This is a genomic window from Microcoleus pseudofavosus SVA1_A4 (genome assembly GCF_036700565.1).
In the GTDB taxonomy this organism is placed as follows: Bacteria; Cyanobacteriota; Cyanobacteriia; order Cyanobacteriales; family Microcoleaceae; genus Microcoleus.
Window position 1 is genome coordinate 1 of record NZ_JAUBPE010000143.1, and the last position, 7,136, is coordinate 7,136.

The 7,136-nt window shown below is 42.4% G+C and carries 3 protein-coding genes; 2 read left to right on the forward strand and 1 reads right to left on the reverse strand.

Translation table 11 applies throughout. From position 1 onward, the window contains the following. A partial coding sequence (locus QUA02_RS32510) for a hypothetical protein (protein ID WP_333033849.1) occupies positions 1-244 on the reverse strand: 244 nt, incomplete at its 3' end. Positions 245-618: 374 nt separating this feature from the next. Here QUA02_RS32510 and QUA02_RS32515 point away from each other — a divergent pair. Continuing rightward, on the forward strand, positions 619-6,009 hold the full coding sequence (locus QUA02_RS32515; protein ID WP_333033850.1) for an AAA family ATPase: 5,391 nt from the start codon (positions 619-621) through the stop codon (positions 6,007-6,009). Positions 6,010-6,269: 260 nt separating this feature from the next. Then, entirely contained in the window at positions 6,270-7,067 is a 798-nt protein-coding gene (locus QUA02_RS32520) for a hypothetical protein (RefSeq protein WP_333033851.1), read from the forward strand. Positions 7,068-7,136 lie beyond the last annotated feature (69 nt).

The following is a 7,136-nucleotide window of genomic DNA, read 5'->3' on the forward strand; positions in this document are numbered from 1 at the left end:
ACTTAAATGGCTTAATTGGTAGACCTCGAAAAACTGCACAAGTATAAATACTTATCGCAAAAGTGACATGCTCCCAGCCATCTTCTCTGACTTCTAAGCTGACTTGGGGGGTTATAATGGTCATATCGCCCCCAAAGACGCTGGGATCTTCTGTCCAAGTGAAACTTTCCATTGGTGTATCGCTGCTACCTAAACGCGCGATCGCCATGGGTGGTAGAAAGAACACCTCTAAAATTGTATCCATCAACAACTCCCTGAAAATACCCGTTCAGTTTGAGCCTTGTACTGATTTTTAAATCGTACCCATTAATTTCTTTGCCTGCCAACAATATTACTCATACAAGTTATTAGTCCCCTCGATCGAGCAAAGAAATGTAGGAAAAGTTGATATATTATAATAAATCATAACAAGACTTAATATTGGGGTTCTAGATTTTGTTCGTAAATTTACTAAATAAAGGATAAGGTTAAGGTAATTTTATAAGCTCCAAGATTCCTTCTTCTCTCTAGGCTCAAAATTAGCCAAATATACAATACTGCTACAGCCCTAAAGTGGATGTATGATGTATATCGCTAGACCAAGAATTAAAAATTGTAAATTACCAATCTCGCGTAAAAATGACAACTCTAACAATCCCTGGCTATTACATCACCGAACAAATTTACAATGGTAACAGAACCCAAGTTTATCTAGGGGTTAAAGACTTAGACAGTCAACCAGTTGCAATCAAACTGCTTCAGTCTGAATATCCAACATTCACCGAACTGGTACAGTTCCGCAATCAATACACAATTGCCAAAAATCTCGGTTTTCCGGGAATTGTCCAACATTTAAGCTTGGAAAACTATCGAAATGGTTTTGCCCTGATAATGGAGGATTATGGTGGCATTTCCCTGGCTAACTACCTGACTTCCCCGGTTTTTTCAACAACCGGAAAAATTACCGATAACCTCGCTGATTTTTTTGACATAGCTCTTCAAATTGTCACGACGTTAGAAGGACTTTATCGCTGCCAAATTATTCATAAAGATATTAAACCCCAGAATATTCTAATTAACCCTCAAACTAAACAAGTCAAACTGATTGACTTCAGCATTTCCTCGCTTTTACCCAGAGAAAGCCAAGAAATTCAAAACCCCAATCAGTTAGAAGGAACCCTCGCTTATATCTCCCCGGAACAAACGGGACGCATGAATCGGGGTATTGACTATCGTACTGACTTTTACTCCTTGGGCGTAACTTTTTACGAACTGCTAGCGGGTCAGTTGCCTTTTCTATCGACAGACCCGATGGAATTAGTTCACTGTCATATTGCCCGTCAAGCCATTCCCCCCATTGCCGTAAATCCCGCCATCCCCCAAATTTTAAATGACATCGTAATGAAATTGATCGCAAAAACCGCTGAAGACCGCTATCAAACAGCTTTTGGGATTAAATACGATTTAGAAAAATGTTTGGAACAGTACGCAGCTAGCGGTAGGATTGCACCCTTTGAATTAGGAAAAAGGGACATTTCCGAACGCTTCGTTATTCCAGAAAAACTTTACGGCCGAGAAACCGAAGTAGAAACGCTTTTAGCAGCATTTGAACGCATCAGTTCTGGCAATTCAGAAATAATGCTAGTAGCAGGATTTTCCGGCATTGGTAAAACTGCCGTTGTCAATGAAGTTCACAAACCCATTGTCCGCCAACGCGGTTATTTTATTAAAGGAAAATTCGACCAATTTAATCGCAATATTCCCTTCTGGGCTTGGGTACAAGCTCTGCAAAATTTAATGCGACAACTGCTGACTGAAACTGCGGCTGTTGTGCAGAAATGGAAAGCAAAAATCTTAGCCGCTTTGGGAGAAAACGGCCAAGTCATTATTGAGGTCATCCCCGAACTAGAACTGCTGATTGGCAAGCAACCACCCGCCCCCGAACTAGAAGGAAGTGCGGCTCAAAATCGCTTCAATTTGCTGTTTCAAAAGTTTATCCGAGTCTTCGCGACTCAAGAACATCCTTTAGTGATTTTCTTAGATGATTTACAGTGGGCAGATTCAGCTTCTTTGAAGTTGATGCAATTGCTTTTAAGCGATGGGGATACCCGTTGTCTGTTGCTAATAGGAGCTTATCGAGACAACGAAGTTTCTCCCGCACATCCGCTGATGCTGACGTTAGATGAAATTAAGGAAACTAATGCGACGGTCAATCAAATTACCTTAGCACCTTTAGACCAACCTTCCTTAAACTGCCTGATTGCCGATACTCTGAGTTGTCCGCCAGAGCGAGCAATTTCTTTAACCGAACTCGTACTGGCAAAAACCAAAGGCAATCCTTTCTTTACGAATCAATTCCTCAAATCGCTTTACGAAGATGGATTAATATCGTTTGATTTTAGCTGCAACTATTGGCAGTGCGATATTGCACAAGTTAAGACAATTTCCGTCAGCGATGATGTTGTCGAGTTTATGGCAATTCAGTTGCAAAAGCTACCGGAGAATACTCAAACCGTATTGAAATTAGCAGCTTGCATAGGCAACACTTTTGACCTCGCTACCCTAGCAATTGTCCGTGAAAAATCGCAAGCCGAGACGGCGGCAGACTTGTGGAAAGCTTTGCAAGAAGGTTTAGTTATTCCGATTAGCGAAGTTTACAAATTCTTCCAATATGAGTCTTCGGTCACAAGTCAAGAGAATGTAGAACTGACAGTTCCTTACAAATTTCTCCATGATCGAGTGCAGCAAGCGGCTTATTTTCTAATTCCAGAAGACCAAAAACAATCAACTCATCTGAAAATTGGACGGCTGCTGTTGGCAAATACCCCCGAAACGGAACGGGAAGAGAAAATTTTTGATATTGTCAACCAGTTGAATATTGCCGTCGATTTAATTGACAGTCAAACAGAACAAGACGAACTGGTGCAGTTAAATTTAGTTGGGGGACGTAAAGCCAAAGCTTCTACAGCCTATGCGGCCGCGATCGGTTATTTATCTGTAGGCATGAAACTGCTAACAGCAGATAGCTGGCAAACGAATTACGATCGAACGCTGGCCCTGTATGAATTAGCCGCTGAGTCAGCCTATCTGGGGGGTAACTTCGAGCAGATGGAGGCGTGGTCAGCACTTGTTTTGAACGAAGCTAAAACTTTGCTGGATAAAGTGAAAGTTTATGAAGTCAAAATTCAAGCCTACATGGCGCAAACCCGAGGTTTAGACGCGGTGAGAACGGGGCTACAAGTGCTGAAGCTTTTGGGAATAGATTTTCCAGAAAATACCCAATCATCAGATATTCAGCAAGCAATGGTGGAAACGAGAGAAAATTTGGGTTCTCGCCCAATCGAGGACTTGATTAACTTGCCAGCGATGACCGACCCCGAAAAATTGGCAGCAATGCAAATTCTTTCGAGTTTATCTTCTGCTACCTATATTTCTGCGCCTCAAATGTATCCGCTGACGGTGTGCCATCGGGTGAATTTATCTCTGCAATATGGCAATGCTGCTTGGTCGGCTTTTGCTTATGCCACCTATGGATTAATTATGTGCGGCGTCGTGGGAGATATTGAATTGGGTTATCAATTTGGTCTTTTAGCTTTAACAGTGGCTTCGGAGTTCAACGTTAAGGAAATTAAGCCAAAAACATTCTTTATTTTTGGTGGTATGGTCGCCCATTGGAAAGAACCAGTCCGCAAAACATTAAAACCTTTGCTAGAAAGTTACCAAATTGGATTGGAAACTGGAGATTTAGAATTTGCGGCTTACAGTGCCTGTTACGCCTGTAACCATTTATATTTTGCAGGGGCGGAACTAACTGAATTAGAACGGGAAATGGCGTCTTACAGTCATGCGCTCAAACAACTAAAACAAATTGCCTCGTTTAATTATAATGAAATTTTTCGGCAGGCAGTGCTTAACTTATTAGGTGAGTCGGAAAATCGCTGCCTTTTAGTGGGTGAAGCTTATGACGAAGTAGAATTACTGTCGCAACATTTAGAAGGCAACGACAGAAACGGATTGCACTATTTGTATTTAAACAAGCTGATTCTCTGTTATCTGTTTGAGGAATTGCCACAAGCGATCGCCAATACTGCCAAGGCCGAGGAATATATTGATAGCGCGATCGCTCTTCTGTGTGTACCCCTATTCCATTTCTACGACTCCCTGGTACAGCTAGCGATTTTGACCGATTCATCCACCAGCGATCGCGAGCGAATTTTAGAAAAAGTAGCACACAATCAGCAAAAACTCAAGACCTGGGCTGAACACGCGCCGATGAATCACTTGCATAAATTTTATCTGGTGGAAGCAGAACGGCATCGGGTTCTGGGTGAAAATGTAGAAGCAATGGATAATTACGATCGCGCTATTGCCATCGCCAAAGAAAACGAGTACGTCAATGAAGAAGCAATCGCCAACGAACTTGCCGCCAAATTTTACTTAGCTTGGGGCAAAGAAACCATTGCTCAAACCTACATTATAGCAGCTTATTACGCTTACTCTCGCTGGGGAGCCAAAGCAAAAATTGAAGATTTAGAAAAACGCTATCCTCAATTACTCGCCCCTATTTTTATTAGAAATCCCGGCGCGCAATTGGGCGATACAGTAACTCTGATGACTCATGAAATCGCCGCGCTCAAAGTTACAAGTAGCACTGGTACAGGTATTTCATCAGCTCTAGATTTAACAACAGTCATCGAAGCCTCTCAAGTCATATCTGGAGAAATTAATCTCGATAAGTTAATCTCAGCTTTAATGAAAGTCGTGATGGAGAATGCAGGAGCAACAGGCGGCGCTCTGATTTTAGAACAAGCGGGTGAATTATTTATCACCGCTCAATCGCTTGGTAGCGAGTGCCACTTGCAATCTATCTTAGTTGACAGCAGCCAAGAGATTCCGGTATCAATCGTCAATTATGTTTGGCGCACGGCTGAAACTCTAGTAATTAATGATGCAACCAAGGAAGCTAATTGGGCTGCCGATCCTTATATTATCCAGCGTCATCCTAAATCGCTACTGTGTCTCCCCATTCAACATCAAGGAATTTGCATCGGCATTCTTTATTTAGAAAACAATTTAACCGAGGCTGCATTTACAGCCGACAGATTGGAACTTTTAAAAGTATTATCTGCTCAAGCTGCTATTTCCATTGAAAATGCTCGCCTCTATCAAAGTTTAGAAGAGAAAGTGCAACAGCGCACGGCTCAACTAGCTGATTCCAACCGCCAACTCGCCCTTGCCTATGAAGAAATTACTGCGCTCAACTCACGCTTGAAAAAAGAGAATATCCGCTTAAGTGCCGAATTAGATGTAGCGAGACAACTGCAACAAATGGTGCTGCCAAATACCTCAGAAATTGAGGCAATTGAAGACTTGGAAATTGCTGTTTTTATGGAACCTGCAGATGAAGTGGGTGGCGACTACTACGACGTGCTATCTAAGAATGGCAAAGTCTATTTCAGCATCGGCGATGTTACGGGGCACGGGTTAGAAAGTGGCGTGATAATGATTATGGCGCAAACCGCTGTCCGAACACTTCAAGAAAGTAATGAAACAGACCCGGTGAGGTTTATGGATGTGCTCAATCGAACCCTTTACGGCAATCTCCAGCGGATGAATTCTGGAAAAAATATGACATTGGCATTATTAGAGTATCAAGATAGCATCCTCAATATCAGCGGTCAACATGAAGAGATAATAGTGGTGCGTACTGATAGCAGCGTCGAGCGGATAGATACAATATCTCTGGGTTTCCCGATTGGTTTGGATGTGGAGATTGCTGATTTTGTTGCCCAAACTCAAGTGTTGCTGAATCCGGGAGATGTAGTGGTGCTTTATACCGATGGGATTACTGAAGCTTTCGATATTAATCGAAAACTTTACGGTTTGGAGAGACTGTGCGAAGTCATATCCAGAAATCACCACCTAGGGGTCGAGGAAATTCGGCAAGTCGTAATTGAAGATGTGCGGCGGCATATTGGCGAGCAAAAAGTTTTTGATGATATTGCCTTGGTGGTGTTGAAGCAAAAGTAGGGGAGATTATTTTTTGGGGTAATTAGGGCTTGCTGAATAAATTAGAAAAAATCACTCGTAGCAATTGATTGGTTTTTCACGTTCGGCCAAACATAATTTTTTATTGCCTCATCATAGGTTTTGATAATATCGATCCTTCAATCCTATGTCTTTAAGCGTGGGTTCCTTCCCCTTCTCCTTTCCCTTCCCACTCCCTTTTCTCGGCCATAACAAGTGCTGCTACCGCAGCGGCCAATCGCACCCCTGACACCAGGCTAATTATGGCAAAATCTCGACTAACAGGAACACCGCCTAAAGAGGAAAATTTGGAGAGAACAGTTAAGAAAAAACGCTCGACTGCCACAGCACATAATTCTGCCAAAACTGTGAAGAAATCAGTCAAAGCAACAACTGAAACTGACTCGGTTTACGAGCCCTTAACAATCTCTCCACAAAAAGTAGAAACCTCGCAAACTTACACAAATTTTGCAGCACTTCCAGCCGTCGATGCTCCTTCTCTAGAAACATTGTCAAATGAGGCGATATTGCCTTCCCCTTCTCCTCTCCCATCAGCTATTGAAGTTGCCTGCGATTCAAGAGAATTCAACGATTATATACAAGCCCTGAAAGGCATCATTCCCAGCAATAGCAGCCATCCCATTTTGTCCAATATTTTGATTGAAGCTGATGCAGAAACTCAACATTTGCATCTGACTGCTTACAACTTAGAATTTGGAATGCAAGTGAGCTTTGGTGCGAATGTCAATCAATCTGGGAAGCTTACCCTCCCCGCACCCATACTTGCTGACATTCTGGGAAAATTTCCTAACGGCAACCTCACTTTAAAGAGTTCTTCTGAAATTATTAAAGGAAGCGACGTTCCATCAGTCAGTGCCATTCTGAGTGCGTCAAGAAGCAAGCACGCCATTCGTGGGCTAGCTGCGGACGAATTTCCGGCTATCCCCAGCGTTCAACAGAAACTTGTAACGCTTCCTGCTAGCGTGTTAATTTCTGTCCTAAAAGCTAGCTTATTTGCTGTAAGTTCTGAGGAAAACAAACGCATTTTAACAGCAGGGTAAGCTCATCTAATTTGGTATAAATTGTACTTGACAATGATTCAAATGAGTGTTATTAAGTCAAGTCGCTAT